The sequence below is a fragment of the Sphingobacterium sp. UBA865 genome, assembly GCF_002295765.1.
GTDB lineage: Bacteria > Bacteroidota > Bacteroidia > Sphingobacteriales > Sphingobacteriaceae > Sphingobacterium > Sphingobacterium multivorum.
This window is the reverse complement of the sequence record NZ_DBGB01000019.1, coordinates 91,012-112,235: the sequence shown is the minus strand read 5'-3', so window position 1 is coordinate 112,235 and position 21,224 is coordinate 91,012. Positions and strand designations below refer to the sequence as shown.

At 38.3% G+C, this 21,224-nt stretch carries 21 protein-coding genes; 10 read left to right on the top strand and 11 right to left on the bottom strand.

The window, feature by feature from the left end:
* The first annotated feature begins 2 nt into the window (after positions 1–2).
* The 5 genes from B2O97_RS10205 (at position 3) to B2O97_RS10185 (ending at position 4,990) form a co-directional block, all read left to right on the top strand.
* Complete coding sequence (locus B2O97_RS10205; protein ID WP_070562064.1) at positions 3–563, top strand: chemotaxis protein CheB; 561 nt, start codon at positions 3–5, stop codon at positions 561–563.
* Positions 564–585: 22 nt separating this feature from the next.
* Positions 586–2,187: a response regulator gene (locus B2O97_RS10200; protein ID WP_286767348.1), complete on the top strand. Its 1,602-nt coding sequence runs from the start codon at positions 586–588 to the stop codon at positions 2,185–2,187.
* Positions 2,188–2,363: 176 nt separating this feature from the next.
* Positions 2,364–2,897, top strand: a complete 534-nt coding sequence (locus B2O97_RS10195) for a plastocyanin/azurin family copper-binding protein (protein WP_070562060.1) — start codon at positions 2,364–2,366, stop codon at positions 2,895–2,897.
* A gap of 215 nt (positions 2,898–3,112) precedes the next feature.
* On the top strand, positions 3,113–4,519 hold the full coding sequence (gene lpdA / locus B2O97_RS10190) for a dihydrolipoyl dehydrogenase (protein ID WP_070560648.1): 1,407 nt from the start codon (positions 3,113–3,115) through the stop codon (positions 4,517–4,519).
* A 66-nt stretch (positions 4,520–4,585) separates the two neighbouring features.
* A complete protein-coding gene (locus tag B2O97_RS10185) occupies positions 4,586–4,990 on the top strand; it encodes an acyl-CoA thioesterase (RefSeq protein WP_046674085.1) in 405 nt (134 codons plus the stop codon).
* 20 nt (positions 4,991–5,010) lie between these two features.
* Here B2O97_RS10185 and B2O97_RS10180 read toward each other — a convergent pair whose 3' ends face one another.
* Together B2O97_RS10180 and B2O97_RS10175 are read right to left on the bottom strand one after the other, a co-directional pair.
* Positions 5,011–5,139: a hypothetical protein gene (locus B2O97_RS10180; RefSeq protein ID WP_286752332.1), complete on the bottom strand. Its 129-nt coding sequence runs from the start codon at positions 5,137–5,139 to the stop codon at positions 5,011–5,013.
* Between the two features lie 19 nt (positions 5,140–5,158).
* Positions 5,159–5,458, bottom strand: coding sequence for a DUF3817 domain-containing protein (locus tag B2O97_RS10175; RefSeq protein ID WP_046674086.1), 300 nt, complete (start codon positions 5,456–5,458; stop codon positions 5,159–5,161).
* Positions 5,459–5,703: 245 nt separating this feature from the next.
* Between B2O97_RS10175 and lpdA (B2O97_RS10170) the strand changes: the two genes are divergently transcribed.
* Positions 5,704–7,092, top strand: a complete 1,389-nt coding sequence (gene lpdA / locus B2O97_RS10170; RefSeq protein ID WP_070560650.1) for a dihydrolipoyl dehydrogenase — start codon at positions 5,704–5,706, stop codon at positions 7,090–7,092.
* Positions 7,093–7,173: 81 nt separating this feature from the next.
* Here lpdA (B2O97_RS10170) and B2O97_RS10165 read toward each other — a convergent pair whose 3' ends face one another.
* The 4 genes from B2O97_RS10165 to B2O97_RS10150 all read right to left on the bottom strand — a co-directional run bounded on the left by B2O97_RS10165 (position 7,174) and on the right by B2O97_RS10150 (position 10,073).
* Positions 7,174–8,178 carry a LacI family DNA-binding transcriptional regulator gene (locus B2O97_RS10165; protein ID WP_286767347.1) on the bottom strand — a complete coding sequence of 335 codons (1,005 nt, stop codon included), beginning with the start codon at positions 8,176–8,178 and terminating at the stop codon, positions 7,174–7,176.
* A 127-nt stretch (positions 8,179–8,305) separates the two neighbouring features.
* Positions 8,306–8,836, bottom strand: a complete 531-nt coding sequence (locus B2O97_RS10160; protein ID WP_070560652.1) for a hypothetical protein — start codon at positions 8,834–8,836, stop codon at positions 8,306–8,308.
* Between the two features lie 77 nt (positions 8,837–8,913).
* A complete protein-coding gene (locus tag B2O97_RS10155) occupies positions 8,914–9,393 on the bottom strand; it encodes a hypothetical protein (protein ID WP_070560653.1) in 480 nt (159 codons plus the stop codon).
* Positions 9,394–9,422: 29 nt separating this feature from the next.
* Positions 9,423–10,073: an ABC transporter ATP-binding protein gene (locus tag B2O97_RS10150; protein WP_172462322.1), complete on the bottom strand. Its 651-nt coding sequence runs from the start codon at positions 10,071–10,073 to the stop codon at positions 9,423–9,425.
* A gap of 172 nt (positions 10,074–10,245) precedes the next feature.
* Here B2O97_RS10150 and sucC point away from each other — a divergent pair, with 172 nt between their 5' ends.
* From sucC to B2O97_RS10135, 3 genes are all read left to right on the top strand, one after another.
* Positions 10,246–11,439 (top strand): ADP-forming succinate--CoA ligase subunit beta, encoded by a 1,194-nt coding sequence (gene sucC, locus B2O97_RS10145; RefSeq protein WP_046674091.1) that lies wholly within the window; start codon positions 10,246–10,248, stop codon positions 11,437–11,439.
* A gap of 323 nt (positions 11,440–11,762) precedes the next feature.
* Positions 11,763–13,208: an asparagine--tRNA ligase gene (asnS, locus tag B2O97_RS10140; protein WP_112373791.1), complete on the top strand. Its 1,446-nt coding sequence runs from the start codon at positions 11,763–11,765 to the stop codon at positions 13,206–13,208.
* Positions 13,209–13,356: 148 nt separating this feature from the next.
* Entirely contained in the window at positions 13,357–13,977 is a 621-nt protein-coding gene (locus B2O97_RS10135) for an L-threonylcarbamoyladenylate synthase (protein ID WP_070560659.1), read from the top strand.
* 678 nt (positions 13,978–14,655) lie between these two features.
* On the opposite strand, the gene B2O97_RS10130 is transcribed toward B2O97_RS10135, so the two are convergent.
* The 5 genes from B2O97_RS10130 to tilS form a co-directional block, all read right to left on the bottom strand.
* Positions 14,656–14,982 (bottom strand): DUF721 domain-containing protein, encoded by a 327-nt coding sequence (locus B2O97_RS10130; RefSeq protein ID WP_070560660.1) that lies wholly within the window; start codon positions 14,980–14,982, stop codon positions 14,656–14,658.
* A complete protein-coding gene (gene recF / locus B2O97_RS10125; protein WP_070560661.1) occupies positions 14,975–16,078 on the bottom strand; it encodes a DNA replication/repair protein RecF in 1,104 nt (367 codons plus the stop codon). The genes B2O97_RS10130 and recF overlap by 8 nt, the downstream gene beginning before the upstream one ends.
* A 33-nt stretch (positions 16,079–16,111) precedes the next feature.
* Complete coding sequence (locus tag B2O97_RS10120; RefSeq protein WP_070560663.1) at positions 16,112–16,432, bottom strand: DUF4834 family protein; 321 nt, start codon at positions 16,430–16,432, stop codon at positions 16,112–16,114.
* Between the two features lie 89 nt (positions 16,433–16,521).
* Positions 16,522–17,016, bottom strand: coding sequence for a hypothetical protein (locus tag B2O97_RS10115; protein WP_286767346.1), 495 nt, complete (start codon positions 17,014–17,016; stop codon positions 16,522–16,524).
* A gap of 192 nt (positions 17,017–17,208) precedes the next feature.
* Complete coding sequence (tilS, locus tag B2O97_RS10110) at positions 17,209–18,540, bottom strand: tRNA lysidine(34) synthetase TilS (RefSeq protein ID WP_286767345.1); 1,332 nt, start codon at positions 18,538–18,540, stop codon at positions 17,209–17,211.
* Between the two features lie 54 nt (positions 18,541–18,594).
* Between tilS and B2O97_RS10105 the strand changes: the two genes are divergently transcribed.
* Positions 18,595–21,168 carry an OstA-like protein gene (locus B2O97_RS10105; RefSeq protein WP_286767344.1) on the top strand — a complete coding sequence of 858 codons (2,574 nt, stop codon included), beginning with the start codon at positions 18,595–18,597 and terminating at the stop codon, positions 21,166–21,168.
* Positions 21,169–21,224 lie beyond the last annotated feature (56 nt).

Genomic DNA, 21,224 nt, shown 5'->3' with positions numbered 1-21,224 from the left:
TAATGGAAAGAAAAATTCTTTTATTAGCGGGGTCTGCAGGTGGGTTTAGTGTGATTCTAAATATTTTAAAGTCATTGGAACGGCCAATTCGCATACCCGTTATTGTCATCGTACACAGAAACCCTAAGTATGCTTCTAGTATTGAGGACACGCTATCTAAAGCACTTGTTCAAAAAATAAAAACTGCAGATGATAAGGAAGCGATAGAAAATGGAACGATCTATTTTGCCCCTGCAGGCTATCATCTTTTAGTTGAACCAGACTATAGCTTTTCTTTGGATATCTCAGAACCTGTTCAATATTCCAGACCATCAATTGATGTGACTTTTGAATCCGTAGCCGAAATATATAAAGAAAATTGTACAGCTATTTTATTCTCTGGGGCGAATCAGGATGGTGCACAAGGATTATTAATGATAAAACGATACGGCGGGAAGACATTTGTACAAGACCCTGTGACTGCTGAAGTTCCCATCATGCCCGAAGCAGCTATTCAACTCGATGCGCAGGAACGCATTTTGAGCATTCAAGAAATAAAGGACTACGTCAAACAGTTGACTTAAAATTGTATTTAGATTTGCTAAAATGAAGAAGGTAAATATATTGATTGTCGATGATAAAATTGAAAATATTATCAGTCTAACAGCATTACTGGAGGATATCGAAAATATAAATATAGTGACGAGCACAGATCCCAACGAAGCTTTAAAAATCTGTTGGAAAGAGGATATTGATTTAGCACTTGTTGACGTACAGATGCCCGAGATCAATGGTTTTGAATTTGTTTCCTTCCTAAAGAAGAATCCGAAAACAAACCATATTATCCCTATTATGGTAACAGCAATCTCAAAAGAAGACAAATACCTTATTCAGGGACTAAATAGTGGAGCTGTGGATTATTTATATAAACCGCTTAACCCGGAAGCAACGATCGCGAAAGTAAAATCTTTTGTCCAGCAATTACTGATACAGCAAGAAATTAAAGAGAAAAACATAGCCTTAGAAGAATCAAAACAGGCGATTCTCAAAGCTAAAGAAGAGGCCGATCTTGCTCGAAAATCCAAGGAAACCTTTTTGGCCAATATGAGCCATGAGATCCGTACCCCGATTAACGGTATTATGGGCATTACACAGATGCTAAAAAACTCGCAGCTCACGCTAGAGCAAGAAAATTGGATCAATAAATTGGATTCTGCCTCTCAAAATCTGTTGACTATTATCAACGACATACTCGACCTATCGAAAGTTGACTCGGGTATGATGAAACTTAATATGGAATCTACCTCTGTACATGATATTACGGATGATCTAAACAATCTCTTCATTGATAAAGCGGTCTACAAAGGCCTGGATTTTTCAATTGATGTGGACGATCGGATCACAAGTTATTTTCTAACCGATCCACTTCGATTAAAACAAATACTGACCAACTTTATCTCCAATAGTTTTAAATTCACCTCGGAAGGTTCTGTTGTATTAAAGATTCAACTCCTAGCAGAAGATAACCATAGCATTTGTTTAGGGTTTCAGGTAATAGACACAGGGATCGGCATTGTAGAAGACGCCCTGGAGAAAATATTTATTGCGTTTGAACAGGGAGAGGATAGTATCACCAAAAAGTTTGGCGGTACAGGACTAGGTCTTGCGATTGTAAAACGTATTGCTGCGCTGCTCAACGGTCGGGTTTTTGCTTCAAGTGAATACGGTAAAGGAAGTATATTTTCTTTTGAATGTACCTTTGACAAAATCAAAGACAAACCGGTAGAGAAAGAAACGCAGGTACTCTATACGGAATTACCCAAGTTCAACTTTCCGATGATTCTCATTGCTGAAGACAATGAATTAAACAGTTTTATGCTGGCAAATATCCTGAAGAGCTGGAATTGCGAGGTCACTTTGGCGACCAATGGCCTCATTGCATTAGAAGAAATCAATAAGAAAAAAATTGATCTGGTGTTTATGGACGCCCATATGCCACTCATGAGTGGTTTTGAAGCGATCAAGGAAATACGTCGAAACACGAATCCGATAATCGCAAACATGCCGATTATTTCCATTTCAGCCTCTGTGCTTCAAGCCGAACAACAGGAAGCGCTCGATGCTGGAGCCAATGAAGTTGTCGGAAAGCCATTCGATCCTATCAAATTATATAAAACAATTGATACTTTATTGTCAAAATTGAAATGATAGTTTCAATTTATCAATGAAATCATTAATTTTAGAACATAAACAATATGTTTTGATGTTATTTCTCAAGAACGCACATCCAGAAAGGAATCAAGTTCGTCATAACTTCATCACTAAACCGCTAAAGGCTGCGGAAATGCCTACAATAAATAAAAGATAAACAAACAATCATTCAAATGAAAAAACTTTTTATGATACCAGCAGTTGCAGTTGCTTTATCAATTGCATCTTGTGGTGGAAACAGTGACAAGTCTGAAAAATCAACTGGTACAGAAGCGACAACTTCAACCGAAAGCCAAGCAACAGAAACAGTGCCTGGTATTGAAAACGTAGCTATTTCCAACAGCTTATCTTTAGAAGGTAACGATCAAATGAAATATAATAAGGATCTTTTCCGTGTAAAAGCGGGTGAACCAGTAGAATTATCTTTCAAAAATGCAGGTACTATGCCGAAAGAGTCCATGGGACATAACGTCGTTATCCTAAAACCAGGTGTTGATCTTCCAACTTTCGGTGCTGAGGCTGCTGCAGCTGCTGCAGACGAATATATTCCAAAATCAGCTTTATCTTCAATTGTTTCCCACACCAAATTATTGGGACCTGGAGAAACTGATAAAATCACATTTACACTTGAAAAAGGAGTTTATACGTTTATTTGTAGCTTCCCTGGTCACTATGGTGTCATGCAAGGAAAAATTGTTGCAGAATAACAAATAAGTAAAAAAAGGATATTCATATTTTGAATATCCTTTTTTAGATTTATCCCCTTTATAAGCACCGCCCCGTTCCTCCCCAAGGTGCATACTTTCCATTCTTTTATCAAAAAAATGTAAAGTAAGGGTCTTTGATCACAAATCGTAAGTTTTGATTTCCTATCCCATTAATAATCATTAAATTTGTGCTACAAAAAAATAAAACGTAATCAATGCAATACGACGTAATTGTAATCGGAAGTGGTCCAGGCGGATATGTAGGAGCTATCCGTTGTGCCCAATTAGGATTAAAAACAGCTGTTATTGAAAAATATAGCACATTTGGTGGTACTTGTCTTAACGTTGGATGTATTCCTTCAAAAGCGCTTTTAGATTCTTCGGAGCATTACCACAATGCTGCGCACAATTTTGATGCATTTGGCATCAGTTTGAAAGATCTGAAAGTAGACATGGCAAAGATGATTGCTCGTAAAGACGATGTCATTGCCCAAAATACTGCCGGTATCACCTTCTTATTTAAGAAGAATAAAATTGACAGTTTTCAGGGTGTCGGTTCATTTGTGGACAAAAACACCATCAAAATAACGAAAGCAGATGGTTCTACAGAGCAGATCACTGCTAAAAATGTAATTATCGCAACGGGATCGAAACCGACTTCATTGCCTTTCTTACCTGTTGATAAAAAAAGAATCATTACCTCAACCGAAGCACTTAACCTAAAAGAAATACCAAAACACCTTATTGTCATTGGTGGTGGTGTTATCGGTTTGGAACTCGGTTCAGTTTATGCGCGTTTGGGTTCAAAAGTATCTGTTGTTGAATTTGCAAAATCTATCATCGGTACAATGGATGGTGGCTTAGGAAAAGAACTACAACGTGTTTTGAAAAAATCATTGGGCATGGAGTTCTATTTAGGTCATAAAGTGACTGGAGCTTCCGCGAAAGGTAAAGTTGTAAAAGTAACTGCTGAAGATCCAAAAGGACAAGAAGTAACTTTAGAAGGCGACTACTGTATCGTAGCCGTTGGTCGTACCGCGTATTCTGAAGGTTTAGGATTAGAAAATATCGGCATCACAGTAGAAGAAAGAGGTAAGAAAATCCCCGTTAATGCCCATCTGGAAACAGCAGTGCAAGGTGTATTTGCAATTGGTGATGTGATCACTGGAGCAATGTTGGCACACAAAGCTGAGGACGAAGGTGTATATGTTGCAGAATATATCGCAGGTCAAAAACCACATATTGATTATAATTTGATTCCAGGTGTTGTTTATACTTGGCCTGAAGTTGCTTCTGTTGGCAAGACGGAAGAACAACTTAAAGAGGCTGGTGTAAAATACAAAGCTGGATCATTCTCTTTCAAAGCTTCTGGTCGTGCAAAAGCATCGGGTGACACCGACGGTTTTGTAAAAGTACTGGCAGACGCGACAACTGACGAAGTATTAGGTGTACATATGATCGGTCCTCGTGCAGCAGATATGATTGGTGAGGCAACCGTAGCTATGGAATACCGTGCATCTGCAGAAGATATCGCACGTATTTGCCACGCACACCCAACTTACACGGAAGCAATCAAAGAGGCGGCGCTAGCAGCTACAGCAAATAGAGCAATACACGCTTAGGCGATAAATATCGAAACGTAAGGGGAAAAGGAAACTTTTCCCCTTTGTCTTAACTACCTAAACACGATGAATTTTTACACAAGAAAGTGGGTCAAACCCGAAGACCTAAATCCCAATGGAACATTATTTGGCGGAACACTCCTGCGATGGATTGATGAAGAGGCGGTCATTTATGCTATCGTTCAATTAGGAAACCCCAAAGTGGTTACGAAATTTATTTCAGAAATTAACTTTGTAAGCTCAGCCAAACAAGGCGATATACTTGAACTGGGTATTGAAGCGATCAATTTTGGAACAACATCGTTAACGATGCGCTGCGAGGTCCGCAATAAAATATCCAGAAAAACAATTCTATCAATCGATAAATTGGTCTTTGTAAACCTGGATGAAGAAGGTAATCCTGCTCCCCACGGAAGGGATAGCATTACCTATGCGTATATGGGTATTGAGAAGACAGGTAGAGAGGATTAAACATCTCTCTCCTGTTCTTATTAATTGATATCTCCCGCAAAGGAAAGGGACACAAGTATTCGTCCATTGAATACAGGTGATTCCTCTGGTCTATTCGCAATCCAATTCCTTCTCTTACCTCTTCCTGAACCTTTATAAAAATCATGCATTTGAATTTTTATACAAACACTATGACTTCTGTCTTTTTCCTTCGATTTCTTTTTTAAGGTCCAATTCCACCCAAAAGCCAAAAATAGGGATCAAGGATGCTAAGAAATATTTTACCGCTTTTAATATAGGCCACTTGTATTCTACTGTTGACATAATCAGCATAACCACAAAAATAACAACAAAGAAGCCATGAATGGAACCGGCTATTTTGACAGCTTCGGGGATTCCCGCAAAATACTTCAAGGGCATAGCAATAAAAAACAAGCAAATGGTGGAGATAGCTTCCCACAAGGCGATCTGTCTGAATATTCTTAACATAATGATAAACTGTGTATTGTGAACTTCAAAAATAAGACACTAAAAACGCTTTAACTATTATTTTTCCCCCTTTGACCAGGATGTGACATTCAGCCAGAAACAGCGACAGTGTTTTATCAGAAACCGCCAATTTTACAATAAATAGTTCATATTCATCAGAAAAAATGCGTACTTTTGAATGAATATATGCTTCACATATTTTGTCATTTGAAGCTATAACACTCAACTACAGAATATTTATTTATATGAATTACGACATCATTGTAATCGGTAGTGGTCCAGGCGGGTATGTTGCTGCCATTAGAGCCGCTCAGTTAGGGTTCAAAACAGCGATTATTGAACGCGAATCATTAGGCGGAATCTGTCTAAACTGGGGCTGTATCCCTACAAAAGCATTATTGAAAAGTGCTCAGGTATTTGAATATTTAAACCATGCCGCTGATTACGGCATCAATGTTCAAGGTGGTGAGGCTGATTTTGACGCCATTGTCAAAAGAAGTCGCGGGGTTGCTGAAGGAATGAGTAAAGGTATTCAGTTCTTGATGAAAAAGAATAAAATCGACGTCATCAATGGAACTGCAAAAATTAAAAAAGGTGGTAAAATCGATGTGAAAGGAGCAGACGGTTCTACTAAAGAATATTCGGCAAAACATACCATCCTAGCGACTGGTGCACGTTCACGTGAATTGCCTAATTTACCGCAAGATGGTAAAAAAATCATCGGTTACCGTCAGGCAATGACACTTCCTAAGCAACCAAAGTCTTTAGTTGTTGTTGGCTCCGGTGCAATCGGTGTTGAATTCGCTTATTTCTATAATGCAATCGGAACAAAGGTAACGATCGTAGAGTTTATGGATAGAATCGTTCCTGTTGAAGATGAAGAAATTTCAAAACAATTAGAGAAAAGCTTAAAGAAACAAGGTATCACCATCTTAACGAAATCTGAAGTTCAATCCGTTGACACAACAGGTGAGTTGAGCAAAGTTTCAATCAAAACAGAAAAAGGTATTGAAGTTATCGAAGCAGAGATTGTCTTATCGGCTGTTGGTATCGCTCCAAATATCGAAAATATCGGCTTGGAAGAGGTTGGTGTAAAAACTGATCGCGGCCGTGTTGTTGTAGATGATTTCTACAAAACAAACATCGAAGGTGTATATGCTATCGGTGACATCGTTAAAGGCCAAGCCCTGGCTCACGTTGCCTCAGCAGAAGGGATCACATGTGTTGAAAAAATCAAAGGGCTACATGTTGAACCTATTGACTACAATAATATCCCAGGCTGTACCTATTGCTCCCCAGAAATTGCTTCTGTAGGTTATACCGAAAAAGCGGCAAAAGAAGCCGGCTATGAAATTAAAGTTGGTAAATTCCCATTCTCAGCTTCAGGAAAAGCTTCAGCTGCTGGTGCGAAAGATGGCTTTGTTAAAGTTATCTTTGACGCTAAATATGGTGAGTTTCTAGGCGCACACCTTATCGGAGCCAATGTGACCGAGATGATTGCAGAAGTTGTTGTTGCCCGCAAATTGGAAACAACAGGTCATGAAATGATTAAAACGATCCATCCTCACCCAACAATGAGTGAAGCGATTATGGAAGCTTGTGCTGATGCTTACGGTGAAGTGATCCACTTGTAGTATTAAAAAAAATAAAACTAAAAAGGGGAAAATCTAATGATTTTCCCCTTTTTAGTTTTATTGCCGAATGGATAATAGCGATTACATAACCAATCGTGACTTAAAGACGATCTGTTGATCGACAATTTCGGTATTGTCAATGCGTTCAAATAAGATTTCAGCGGCTTTACGCGCTTGCATGCCTGGAAATTGCTCTATGCGTCCCATTGGCGGATTTTCCATATATTGCCATAACGGATAGTTGGCATAACTAATAAAGAAAATATCTTGATTTAAGACAAGCCCCTTTTGTCTGGCTGCTTTCATCAAATCAAGTGTAACAAAGTCATTAAAAGATATAATGGCTGAAGGCCGCTCAGACATCGCGAATATATGATCCATCGCTTTCTCGTTTCCTTCCGTACTCAAATCCGTTTCGATGATATTATTCTCCAGAATATCCATCCCATTCCTTTTCATTGCCGATAGGTAAGCTACTTTTCTGTCTTCACTAGCGGGCAGTGTTTTCGGCCCATTTACAAGCGCGATAACTTTGTGTCCACGGGCTACGAAGGCGTCCACAGCTTCGTTCATACCCGTAGAAAGATCACTTTGTACTTTATTGATATTGGGTAAACTAGGCACACAGTCAAAGAAAACAATCGGGATACCGGACGATTCCAATTTCTCAATAAATTCCAAATTGGTCGTCTTTTTACCTATAGACATTAAAATCCCGTCAACACGATGGTTTTTAAATGTTTTTAAAATTTGCTCTTCCCGATCAGGATCATCCAAGGATTGCCCCATCAGAACTGTATATCGGTGTTCTGATGCAACATTTTCAATTTCACTAATGGCGAAAGAAAAAAACGGTTCAGACAAACTCGGTAAGATTACAGCAATCGTAAAAGTTTTACGCTGCTTGAAGAATATAGCCGTCTGATTGGGTTCATAATTCAATTCTTCGGCCATTTTTTTAACCCGCATTGTTGTTACCAGTCCAATACTTGGGTGATCATTCAATGCTCTAGAAACTGTCGAAGGACTGATTTTGAGCTTCTTGGCAATTTCTTTAATCGTGGCAGGCTTGTTCACTTTATTCATAAATCCAAGGGCTTTATATAAAAATAGGGCTTTTATATCCCTAATCATAATTTTTTCTCAACAATATCGACAACGACTTTAATGGCAATTATTGTTGGTAGATTCAACAAAGATACTGACTGTAAACTTAGTCTACAAATTGAATTGCAGCCGTTTCAACGGTAAACTCCTTGGCGAGGAACTCCAATGGATCAATTTCCCTAAAAACAAGTTCATCTTTAAAATAAACCTTTATATCATCCCCATATTCACCCCAATCCACAAATTTAACTTTATTGAGTTGTTCTAGCGGATTTCCTTTCGTCAAAATACATACATGTTTATCTGCCGCTTTTAATTGCTTAAACAGCGTATTAATATGATCAAACAAATGTAACCGTAGCGGCAAAATTGCATTGACATGAAGCCGCTCAAAATTCTCTTTATATTTTGGATCAAATCCAAAAGTTTGCTGCGCATGTTCGAACAATAAATACTCACCTTGATGCTCAAGGTGATTTTTCATAAATTGAACCAAATCTGCTTGCGCAGGAACAGTCTCTGTAAATTCTATAAAACTAGCAAAAAGATAATATACTTGAAGTAAGTAATCCTTTTTAGGAAAAACAACATCATCCAATTCAAAAACATATACCTTTTTATCTTCTGGAAACATCATGATAAGTAAAAGCTTAAAATTAAGGGTTGTGTCGACATCGTTAAAACCTTAATGACACTGGCCACAACAATAAGATTCTATTTGGACACACAGATTAGCGCTAAGTCCTCGCCTGAATCCGAAGTGACAAACAATCCATCCAATGGCCTGTCAAATCTCGTCGAATCCAATAAATTGTTCCCCTTCGAAAGGAGTTTATAAGGCAATTCAGCAGGTGGATTTTCCATAACAGGAATAGTTTCAAGCTGCTGTTTATCGGGGACAAGAACGGAGATCTGATATTCCTCAAATAAAACCTTGGCAGTGGACAATGGCTCCAGCTCAAAACCACCCAGAGGCAACACATAATCAACCTCTTGGTCTAAACTTAATTTGAGTATCTCATGCGCAAAAGTAGGAAGAAGACCTTTTGGAATTTTAGCATATTTCCCTGAGGCTAAAAGCAATTCGGGAATATCTTCTGAACTTGCATATAATATTTCGAAATCAGTCCCAAGTCTTTTAGCGATACGCATCGCCAAAGGTCTGGTCCCGAAAGTTATGAGTATTTTCTTCATTAAAAATATAATTATAATCCCGATTACTGTTACACGACTAACCCATCGCGCATATGAATCGTTCGATCCGAAATTCGGGCAAGCTCCTCATTATGAGTAACGATAATAAATGTCTGTTGAAATTTATGTCTAAGATCAAAAAACAATTGATGTAAAGCTGCCGCGTTCTCTGAGTCAAGATTACCCGAAGGTTCATCGGCCAAAATAATGGAAGGATCATTGATCAAAGCGCGGGCCACAGAAACGCGTTGTTGTTCGCCGCCAGACATTTCAGCGGGCTTGTGGTCAATACGATGAGAAACCCCCAATAATTCCAGCAATTCTCTTGCTTTAGCTTCCGCCTCGGATCTCCCTTTTCCCTGAATAAAAGCTGGAATACATACGTTTTCCAAGGCCGTAAATTCAGGCAGCAAATGGTGAAATTGAAAAACAAAACCGATATGTTCATTACGGAAAGCACTGAGCTTTTTAGCATTCAATTTTTGAACATCAACACCATTGATGAAAACTGTTCCCTGATCAGGCTTATCCAAGGTACCAATAATATGCAACAGTGTACTTTTTCCAGCTCCTGAGGCACCAACAATACTGACGATTTCCCCTTTTTCAACAGCGATATCAACACCTTTCAAAATTGGTAATGATCCATAAGCTTTGTGAATTCCTTTGGCATGTAACATCATAGGACAAAGATAAATAAATTTACGATACCACGAGTTTGAATAAATAAGCTGTTATTTCTCTATTCCAGCCATTTTATTTTGTCTAAATGTCAAAAAATAGATAAAAGAGCAACTTATCCCTTGTCTTATCCCCCAAAAAATTATATTTTTACGCCAAATATTTTTGCAAATGAACATTCACGAATATCAAGGAAAGCAAATACTAAAGAGCTTTGGTGTGCGCGTACAGGAAGGTATCGTAGCAGATACTCCAGAGCAAGCTGTGGAAGCGGCCAAAAAAATGAAAGAAGACTACAATTCTGATTGGGTTGTTGTTAAAGCTCAAATTCACGCTGGTGGCCGTGGTAAAGGTGGTGGTGTCAAGTTGGCTAAGAACTTAGATGAAGTCAAACAAAGAGCAACTGATATCATTGGCATGCAATTAGTAACGCCTCAAACTGGACCTGAAGGTAAAAAAGTAAACAAAGTTTTGGTAGCTCAAGACGTTTATTATCCAGGCGAGAGCGAAACAAAAGAATTCTACATGTCTGTATTATTAGACCGTGCTAAAGGACGTAACATCGTTATGTACTCTACAGAAGGTGGTATGGATATCGAAGAAGTTGCAGAAAAAACACCACACTTGATTTTCAAAGAAGAAATCGATCCAAAAGTAGGCTTACAAGGATTCCAAGCACGTAAAATTGCTTTCAATCTTGGTCTTTCTGGTGCTGCACACAAAGAAATGGTAAAATTTGTTGCTGCTCTTTACAAAGCATACGATTCTACAGACTCTTCTATGTTTGAGATCAATCCGGTATTAAAAACTTCAGACGACAAGATCTTAGCAGTTGATGCGAAGGTAAATCTTGATGAGAACGCTTTGTACCGTCACCCAGATTACGCTGCTATGCGTGACGTAACTGAAGAAGATCCGACGGAAGTTGAAGCTGGTGAATCAAACCTTAACTACGTTAAATTAGATGGTAACGTAGGTTGTATGGTAAATGGTGCTGGTTTAGCAATGGCTACAATGGACATCATCAAATTAGCTGGTGGTGAACCTGCAAATTTCTTGGACGTAGGTGGTACTGCTAACGCTGAAACTGTAAAGGCTGGTTTCAATATCATCTTAAAGGACCCTAACGTAAAAGCGATCTTAATTAATATCTTCGGTGGTATTGTTCGTTGTGACCGTGTTGCTCAAGGTGTAATTGATGCTTACAGCGAAATCGGTAACATCCCTGTTCCAATCATCGTTCGCCTTCAAGGTACGAATGCTGAAGAGGCTAAAAAATTAATTGATGAGTCCGGTTTACAAGTTTATTCCGCAATCTTATTGAAAGAAGCTGCTGAATTGGTAACAAAAGTATTAAAAGGTTAGTTCCTTTAATCATCATAACAAAAAGCGCGGATTAGTTATAATCCGCGCTTTTTTGTTTCTATCGGCTATTTCTGTACGCCACAACGAAAAAAAAGCACTTCCTACCGATCCGATATTTCATAGCAAAGTGAGCTATGTGTCGTTTCCCCTGCTTTGCGTTTTCACCCATCTTTATTTCAGAAAATATTTTTCCTTTGCACATTAACGAACCATCTTCAAGTGAATTAAATCAACATTTATAACCAATAAACCAACAGAATAGCTTATTTTTGTATTGCTTTTCTAACAAAGCATCTTTTACAAGTCAATCTCCAAAAATTAAGATGGAACACACAAGAATAAAGGAACTATTGAATGCCACAGAATTTGGCAAAGAGGTCGTTGTTAAAGGTTGGGTAAGAACTTTCCGTAACAATCAGTTTATAGCAATCAATGACGGTTCGTCAATCAATAATATTCAAGCAGTAGTCGATTTTGAAAATACACCTGAAGATATCTTAAAACGGATCACCACTGGAGCAGCAGTTCGCGTAAAAGGTCAATTGGTAGAATCACTGGGTAAAGGGCAAAAAGTTGAGGTTAAAGCGACAGAAGTTAGTATTATTGGCGACTCTGATCCCGAAAAATATCCATTACAGCCCAAAAAGCATAGCTTAGAATTTTTACGTGAAATTGCGCATTTGCGTTTCCGTACCGGAACATTCAATGCGGTTTTCAAAGTGCGTAATGCTTTAGCATTTGCAGTACACAAGTTTTTTCAGGAAAATGACTTTGTCTATATGCATACACCGATCATCACAGGTTCGGATGCGGAAGGTGCTGGAGAAATGTTTCAGGTTACAACCTTGGATTTAAAAAACCCGCCACGTAAAGAAAATGGAGATATCGATTTCAAAGAAGACTTCTTTGGGAAATCGACGAACCTTACTGTATCAGGCCAATTAGAAGGGGAACTTGGCGCTATGGCCTTTGGAAACATCTATACGTTCGGCCCAACATTTAGAGCGGAAAACTCAAATACAACACGTCACTTAGCCGAATTTTGGATGATCGAACCAGAAATGGCTTTCTATGAATTGGAAGACAATATGGATCTGGCCGAAGCTTTGCTGAAATATGTCATCAAATACGCTTTGGAAACTTGTCCAGAAGAAATTGAGTTCTTAACAAATCGCTTAATGGAAGAAGAGAAATCAAAACCAGCTGCGGAACGGTCAGAATTAAACCTGGTAGAGAAATTGAACTTTGTTTTAACAAACGATTTTGAACGCGTAACCTATACAGATGCCGTTGAAATATTAAAGCGTAGCAAACCAAACCAGAAGAAACAATTCAAATATTTAATTGATGACTGGGGAGCTGATTTACAATCGGAACACGAACGTTATTTGGTGGAAAAACACTTCAAAAAACCTGTTATCTTAACAGACTATCCACGCGAAATCAAGTCCTTTTATATGAAGCAAAATGAGCCGGATGCACAAGGAAGAAACACAGTCCGTGCCATGGACATTCTTTTTCCAGGTATTGGTGAAATGGTCGGTGGTTCGCAACGTGAAGAAAATCTTGATCGCTTACTCGATCGCATGGCTGAAGTTGGTATTCCTGCAGAAGAAATGGAGTGGTTCTTGGATACACGACGCTTTGGTTCAGTCCCACATTCAGGATTTGGTGTAGGCTTTGAGCGCTTGGTATTATTCACAACCGGAATGACAAATATCCGCGATGTAATACCATTTCCGCGCACACCGAAAAACGCAGAATTTTAATCTAAAGAACAACAGCCAAAACAAAATATTTTGGCTGTTGTTCTTTTATATATAGTGTATCTGAATGCAGATAATAACCATTGCCCTATTGACATCCTACAATAGGGCCTGAGATTAGACCTAATTCAGGTGCTTAACAAAAATAAAAATGCTCATTAAGATATATAACGATAACCCCAATCCCAGGGCAATAGAACAGGCGGTTGATATTCTTCGCCGTGGTGGTGTAATTATCTACCCTACCGATACCGTATACGGTATTGGCTGTGATATCACGCAACAAAAAGCCATAGAACGCTTATGTGAAATTAGGGGGCTAAAACCAGAAAAGGCGAACCTATCATTTATCTGCTATGATTTAACAGATATTTCGCAGTACACAAAATCCTTCGATACCTCCGTATTCCGTGTATTGAAAAAAGCATTGCCAGGACCCTTTACTTTTATTTTTAACGCAACAACTAAAGTCCCTAAGCTCCTAAGTTCCAAAAAGAAGACCGTGGGTATCCGTGTTCCAGACAATAATATTGTTCGTGAAATTGTCAGACAATTAGGCAACCCTATTGTGACAGCCTCCATTCACGATGAAGATGAAATTATTGAATATTCTACCGATCCAGAATTAATTCACGAAAAATACGAAGATCTAGTTGATGCTGTTATAGATGGCGGTTATGGCGATAATGTCGCATCTACCGTGGTTGATCTTACAGAAGGAACTTTTGAAGTAATTCGTGAAGGAAAAGGTGACTTGGAGCAATTCCTATAAAAACCAACTTTCAATAGAAATTCTACATACTGACCTATTTGCAAAATTTTCCCCAGCGTCATTGTTGGTAATTTGTGCATAAACTACTCCCGTCAACATACTTATTAACAAAACAAGCTACTTATTAACATAGAGAATGTTAATAAGTAGCTTAATGACCTATGCGTATCAACATAAAATGTGCACAAGTAACCACTTATCAACATGAAATTGTTAATAACACAAAGTATAAGGTTTCCAAAAAATGACAAAATGTGCAAAACTAAGTAGTTATACACATAAAAATGTGTATAAGTTAGCGGTCATCGACAAATTTGTTAAATAGCGTGTTTATAAAAAAGCTATACTAACAGATCCCTGTGGAAAGTTAAGAACTATATGCTATCCGTCCTTTTATCGCTATGTTGAAAAGGTCAATTCTGCGCTTTGTTTCTATAAGTAGTTTTCCAGGAAAAAACAATCCAAAACAATTCACCTTGGACAAATCTAACCTGTGCATTTCCGACCGGTTGCTTTTCAAACTGTTTGATAGTTGGGCTCCATTCCTCTTCTGCTGTCGCGTCAATGAGAATACTCGTTTTAATTCAATACGCTCGAAGTTTGAGAAAAGTTTTAAGGCACTAGCCTCAGATATAGGAAAAAAATATTAAAAGAGTTGCTCTAACATGAAAGGAGGTTTTATAAAATCACGACTTCTTCAATAATGACGTGACCTACATATTCATTTACTCTTCCTAGAATTTGTCTTCGCATAAGCGCCAATTCATTCTTAATAACAGCAGACTCTACCCGTACGAACAGTTTTTTATCACGAACATATAGCTGCTGTGTGCGATTAGCAATAGCCTTACCAATTAATTGAGGCCAAACAGATGCGATCGAAGTTTCATCAAATTTCCTTCGTAGCTTATAAGCCTCCAAAAGACGCTCAACCCCCTCTTTAATCGTCATATCGTCGCTTGACCGAATGAATTCTAGGCTTTTTTTAGTTTGCTTCTTATACATTGACTTGTCCTCCTTCAATATCAAAGATACGAACAGGGCGGCTGATTTCGTCAAAGATTCGCTGAATTCTCATGGAATCTGTATCCGTCAGGAAAATCTGTCCAAAATCATCTTCTGAAACCATCTGCATCAATTTATGTGTACGGCGATCATCAAGTTTATCAAAGATGTCATCCAAAAGAAGTAAAGGCTTAAAACCTTTTTTCTGTTGTAGATAAGAATATTGCGCAAGCTTCAGTGCAATTAGAAAAGATTTTTGTTGGCCCTGGGAGCCAAACTTTTTTAAGGGCATTCCACCGTGAATGGTAAAGATCAGATCATCTTTATGTATTCCCTGAGTTGTGCGTTCCAGAATACGGTCACGTTCCAAATTCTTCTCCAAAATATTTAGAAAAGAATCAGCCATTAAAGGCGATTCATAGTGTAAGTGAACAGACTCTGCATCCTCGGTAAGGAACTGATAGTGTCGATCAAACTCTGGCTGAAATTCCTCCATAAAAGACCTTCTTTTCTGGAAAATAATATTTCCTACTTCTTCAAGTTGAAAATTGAGAATTTCGATTAGGCCCAGATCCAATACACTGGTTTGACGCGCTTGTTTAAGGAGACTATTACGTTGGGCTAAAAACTTATTATAAATAATTAGGGTATCTAAATATTTATTATCTGTCTGGGAAATCACATTATCGACAAACTTTCTGCGCTCTTCACTCCCATCTGTTACGATGATGCTATCATTGGGAGATATCATGACCAAAGGAAATAAGCCGATATGGTCAGCGAGTCGGGGATAATCCTTTTTATTTTTTTTAAACTGCTTTTTCTGATTTTTCTTAAGGCTACAAGAAATGAAGTCACTAATTGATTCTTTATCAAACTCACCCTGTACCATAAACCAGTCATTACCTGATTTGATATGCTGCGAATCAATTGGATTGAAATAACTTTTACAGAGTGATAAATAGTGAATCGCATCCAAAAGATTGGTTTTACCAACACCATTATTCCCTGTAAACGCATTTACCTCGGGAAGAAATTCCAAAGATGATTCCGAGTAATTCTTGAAATTCAGAACAGAAAGTTGCTTCAGCCACATAGCACAAAGATACGCTATTTGGGTTGCTAAAAATTATTTTATTTCCTCAAAATCCACAAACTCACCAGCAGTTTCAGTCCCTTTACGTTCAGGGCCATCCTTCGGTGGAATGTAATCGACATGTACCTTCCCTTCGGGCTGAGACCTTTTACTTTCCTGTTGTCCTTGACCATTAAATTCATAATAAAATGTACCGCCTGATCCTTGGCTACCGTATGCTCCACCCTGCTGCTGCGCTTTTTTCATCAACTTTTCAGCTGCCTTACGCATTGCAAATGGTAAAAATAATCTAAATAAGAATCTTACTACAAAGTAAACAGCGAATGCAATAAGTATAAATTTTAAAAATGCCATAGTTAATTCGTTGCTATTTTCTCAAATTTAACCAATAACTCGATAAACTGTTGTCTTTAAAATGTCAGATAAGAATTTATTAACAAATTTTAAGACTTTCCTATTCGCCCTTTTGTTTCCATAATTATTCGATAGAGCTCTTCTTGGCGCTGTGTTCCCAATACGTAAGTAAGACCATCTTTATCTGTTAAAAAAACAGCATTTTTGCCACCAGCAAAGAATTTAATCTTTCCTTTTGTATGCAGGTTATAAACCGGATTATTGAAAAAGAATGTGCTATAAGGCGCCTTTTCTATTTTTGTAATAGAGGCAAGATCGATTTTGACGACACGAGTAGACCATAGTCCACTAATCAGTATATGGTCTTGAAATACTTCCGTACGGAATAATACCATATACATCATGACAATGGACGTGATGATAATACCTACTCCTACGATAAAGAACAATTGACTCGATATCAAATGGTCTAAATTCAAATAAAATGCTGTGAAGCAAAAAAGTACGAGCACCAAACGCACGCTTATCCAAACACGGTCACGACCTAAATATTGATTTTCCGAATAAAGTACACCTTCTTTCATTTACTTAAGATTTAGCTATTAATTTGGAGACTTCACACCATTGTTTTCTAATAGCAGAGCTTCTCAATAACTTCGTTTTTACTTCTATAGATTTTGTCACCTCCAGGGCCCATTGTTTGGACTATCAAGCATATGGCATTAATTCTCAAAACAGAGACCCTTGGCGCTGATTAACATCAGCAATTTTTGCTGCTAATCAATTTTGCAAACTAAAGTAAGGACTTTTTTTGTATTGGCGGTAATTTTATAACGATTGTCCATGCGATAATTGGCTACCCATAGGATATCTCCATTTCCATTCACTACGATCGGAATATTTTCTTTTTCAAATAAGCTGATCTTCTTATTGATAAAAAAATCGCTCAACTTCTTCCGCCCTTCCATACCTAAAGGATAAAAGCTGTCGCCAACTTTCCATGATCGAATCGTGAGCGGGAAAACTAATACATCATAATCCAGCTTTGCAACCTCACTCGCTTTGACGATAGCTAGATCCGCAGAAACATTGGCATGAAAACAATAGTGTTTCCACTCCACAGTTGAAGTTTCGGAGGTGATTAAAGCCTCGTCGGGAGAAATAAATTCCTTTTCACGAATAAAAAGCTCATTTCTATCCAAGAGCATATGGTAGGCATCGGATTGAAAAATACGCCCAGACTCTCTCGTCCAAGCCTGTTGAAGATCACTTAGTACCGCCTTTGAGAAATTAAAAGCCGAAAACAACTCATAGAGTAAAGGCAAATTATCCATATAGGGTTCCAGGTCTTCTTTCCGAACTCCCCAGCCCTCATCTATAGGATAAAACAGCTTTCTCCGGATAGGCTCCACAAATTGCTGCAACAGCTGATAAGATTCCTTAAAATGATTGATATTCTGCTCGAAGACTATCTCAAAATCTGGCTGAAGTTTTTTAAAATGTGGGATGATATCAATTCTTATTTTATTACGCGCATATTTTGTTGAAAAGTTGGATTGATCGTCTCGATAAGCAATCCCATACATATCAACAAAATGTTCAATCTCGCTTGCTTTCAGAAAAAGTAGTGGCCGAATGATGCGTTCCCGGATAGGGAAAATACCCTGGAGTCCTTGGAGACCCGTTCCACGTGAAAGGTTCAGGAGTACCGTTTCGATATGATCGTTCAGATGCTGGGCTATTGCAATTCGATCGAACTGCAGTTCATGTCGCAATTTCTCAAACCAAGTATAGCGAAGTTCCCGGGCCGCCATTTGAATCGAAATCTGATGGTCCTTTGCGTAAGCTTTTGTATCAAAGTGCTTCACGTATATTGGAACATTATTTTCCGTTGCAAATTTCCGAACTAAAGCTTCATCCTCATCAGATTCTGTTCCTCTTAATTGAAAATTGCAATGTGCAATCGCAATAGTATACCCTGCTTTTGCAAATAAATGTGCCATTAACATCGAGTCCTTTCCCCCACTCACCGTAAGCAATATTTTATCATGAGGCATCAACAAATGCTCCTTTTCAATATAGCCCATTAGTCTTTCCAGCACATTCATAGAACAAAGTTACGGTATATTTTGTCCGAATGATAAATTCAACTCTTAAAATTTGTGAAATCCAGTGAAGTAGCAATTAAAATCCATATTTTTGCCCTTGTGAAACAATACATTTATACACTTATTGTATTTATTTTAACTGGCTTGTCGGTCCAAGCACAGAAACAGGATGAACTAAAGCTTCTTTCGTCATCCCATATTATTACTGGGAAAGACGGCAATATTTTGTTTTACCGTCCAGTCTATGAACATGTAGGTTCAACGCTATCATCAGATAGTGGCTATTTACATAAAGACAACATTGGCCGACAATTTTTTGAAGCCTTTGGAAACGTAATCATTACTCAACCCGACGGTACACAGATATTTTCCAATAAATTACATTATGAAGCAGCAATGCAGCTCGCTACGCTTACAGGCGCTGTTCGAATGGTCAGCACTAGTGGATCGGTATTAACGACCGATCATCTTGTCTACAATATGCGAAGTAAAATCGGCAATTATTACAGCGGCGGGCGTATTCTATCAGGAAGCGATACAATTACAAGCCAGCGAGCTACTTATTTCGAAAATACAGGGGAATCTTATTTCAATCAAAAAGTTGTGGTTCGATCGACCAATGTAAAAGTCTACACAGACTCCATGAAATATAATGGTAATACACGCATTACTGATTTCTATGGTCCCACGAATATCAAGGGAAATAAAGGGGAAAACCTGTATACTGAAAAAGGCCGATACCATATGGCAACGGGCCAGGCTTATTTCTCTAAAAACAACCTCTACACAGAAGGGACAAAGTTTCTTAAAGGAGACAGCCTATTCTACGATAGACAAGTGGGAATCGGTAAAGCCGTAAAAAATGTGGTCTTTGTTGATACCTTAGACAAATTTTACGCCTATGGTGGATTTGGTTTGTACAACGGGAGGAACGAATCCATTACAATGACAGACAAACCCCTGATTATTTCGGTGGTCAAAAAAGATTCAACACAAAAAGATTCTGTATCTTCTTTGTCTCCTGCCCAACAAAAATCGGAGAAAGAGCGAAAAAATGAAGCCAAGGAATTGAAGAAGATTGAAAAAGAACAAAACAAAGATGAACTCAAATCAAATAAAGCCACATCGCAAGTTGTTCTAGAAGAAAAGGAACATCCAGGTAAGAATATCAAAAGCGATAATAGTAAAACCCTTAAGGCTGATTCACAAGTCGATTCTGTTTTTATGACAGCCGACACCCTCTTCTCACAGATGATATTTCGCCGAGATTATATTGCAAAAGATTTTAAATTGAATCGTGAAGGTGGGGCTATTGAAGATGACAATGAAGTCGATTATGGTGACCAGGATTCCAGCTCAACAACAGTTGATTCTACTGGTACATCAGATAACACAAGAGTTAACCTTCACAAGGGAATAGACAGTTTGTCTAAAAAAGACAGTGACAAACCGGTTCTTGAAAAGAGCATTAAAAAAGTACAAGATACACGTATAAATAAAAAACCGATTGCACCAAAGAAAACACCAGTTATTGTCGGCGATCAAAACAAGATAGAAATTGAAAAAAACCTCAAGGCTGATAGTGTTTTGCGTAAAAAAGCGATCATCCCCAAAGGCGGTGAATCCGATAAATTGATGGGAGCAGCTTTAAAAAATGCCCAAGAGAATAGAAGAGATTCTCTCGCACAGGATACTGCTAAAACACGGATTATAAAAGCCTACTATAATGCACGATTATTTAAATCAGACTTGCAGGCTGTAGCAGATTCTATGTATTATGGTATGCAAGATTCGATGTTCAGGCTGATGGGAAAACCAATGATGTGGGCCGAAAACTCACAAATCTCCGGAGATACCATATTTTTACAGGTAAAGAATCAGAAATTGGACAATTCCTTACTCGTCGGTAATGCTTTCATGGTGAACGCAACAAGCGACTCATTAAAGTTCAATCAGATTAAGGGCCGTAAGATTACCAGCTTTTTCACCAATAACCGTATGGAACGTTTGTTTGTTGATGGCAATGCAGAAAATATCTTTTACAATATTGATGAAAAGACCAATGTAACCACTGAGCTTGTACATGATCGAAGCAGTCGTTTCAAGATCTTGATGGAAGATAATAAGTTGAAGGAATATGTATCTATTCGAAAAGTGGATGGCAAAGTCTATCCCATTGCTGAAGTCACGGCCGACAAAGAATTTCTTCCGAATTTCACCTGGCGTCCCGAAGATCGACCTAAATCAAAAGATGATTTATTAAATCGAAAAAGGGATCTTTCAAAAGCGTCATTTACGGTTCCGACTGCACCAGAAGGTGAAGAATCCGGGACAATGAAGTCTATTAAAAAAGGCGATAAAACAACGACTCCTCAAAAAGGTGCCGCTAAGAAAGCTGGTACTACCGAAACGCTCGAGGAAGAAAAAGAGGTGGGTGCTGCAAACAATAAAACAAACGCTGTAACCAAAACAGCTAAGCCATCTGAAACAACGGATAAAGTTAGCGCTACAAAAACAAATGTAAAGACCGCAACCGACAAAGCAGCTGCGAAGTCTGACTCAACAACCAATAAATCGGCGATAATACCTGCTCAAGATAGTATTCAAACAAAAGTAAAAGCTAAATAACCGTCAATACTGAGTCGCACAAAAAAGCAGCGCAAAACAAATTGTTTTGCGCTGCT